The 1,184-nt window shown below is 67.7% G+C and carries 1 protein-coding gene; it reads left to right on the top strand.

Annotated elements, in window-relative coordinates; all coding sequences use genetic code 11:
* Positions 1-129: 129 nt before the first annotated feature.
* On the top strand, positions 130-1,184 hold a 1,055-nt coding region (locus ACEPPI_RS40510; RefSeq protein WP_373920239.1), incomplete at its 3' end, for a transposase.

Here is a 1,184-nt window from a genome sequence, read left to right as displayed (position 1 = left end):
TAAGCTTGATCTTTAACCTCGCCTGTCATCCGACCTGCTGAGATCTATGGTTTTCGGGGGCACGTGAGGCGGCCGCCCTCCACGCTTCGAGATGTCGAGTAACGAAGTGTCGAGGAACGGCCGCTGAGGATGAGTTTCCCTGTTGGTGTTCCCGGCGTTGAGGCGTTGGGTGTCCTGTCCCGCTTTCGTGTGGAGTTCTACGACTGCCTGTATGCCCGGGCCGATGCGCTCTTCGAGCTCACCGACGCGGTCCTGTGTGCGGACGGGCCGGTCAGGTCGCTGGTTGAGCTGACGTTGTCGGCCGAGCACCGGCGCGGGCACGGAGCGATGTACGACGCTGTCAATCACGGCTGGCTGGAGCCCGTCCGTCTGCGCCGGCTGCTTGCCTCCACGCCGTTGCCGAGGGCTGCCGACGGGCGGATCGTCCTCGCGGTCGATGTGAGCAACTGGCTGCGTCCGGACGCTCCCACCAGCCCGGACCTGCTGTTCTGCCACGTATACGGGCGAGGCCGCAGCGCGGATCAGATGATCCCCGGCTGGCCCTACTCCTTCGTCGCCGCCCTGGAAACAGGACGGACCTCGTGGACCGCGGTACTGGACGCCGTCCGCCTGGGCCCGGCCGATGACGCCACGGCGGTGACCGCCTCCCAGCTCCGCGACGTCATCGCCCGGCTTCTGCGGGCAGGCCAGTGGAAGCCTGGTGACCAGGACATCCTCGTCGTCGTGGATGCCGGCTACGACGTCACCCGCCTCGCCTACGTCTTGGCCGACATGCCCGTCGAGCTGGTCGGCCGCCTGCGCTCAGACCGGGTGATGCTCCGTGACGCCGGCCCGCGCCGCTCCACTCCGCGCGGCGGACAGCCCCGCAAGCACGGTGGTGTCCTCACCTTCTCCAAGCCCGACTCGTGGCACATCCCCGACCAGGCCACCGCCTGTGACACCACCCGCTACGGCACGGCCGAAGCCCTCGCCTGGGACCGCATGCACCCACGCTTGCAGGCCCGCGGCCCCTGGCTCGACCACTGCGGTGAACTCCCTCTGATCCACGGCACGTTGATCCGGCTGAAGGTTGAACACCTCCCCGGTGATCGTGACCCGAAACCGGTCTGGCTGTGGTCCTCCAAGACCGGGATGACCAGCGAGGACATCGATCTGCGGTGGCAGGCGTTCCTTCGGCGCTTCGA

Origin of the sequence: Streptomyces sp. AB3(2024), assembly GCF_041862025.1 — a bacterium.
In the GTDB taxonomy this organism is placed as follows: Bacteria; Actinomycetota; Actinomycetes; order Streptomycetales; family Streptomycetaceae; genus Streptomyces.
Note: the sequence above shows the minus strand (reverse complement) of the source record. Positions and strands in the feature narration are given on the sequence as shown.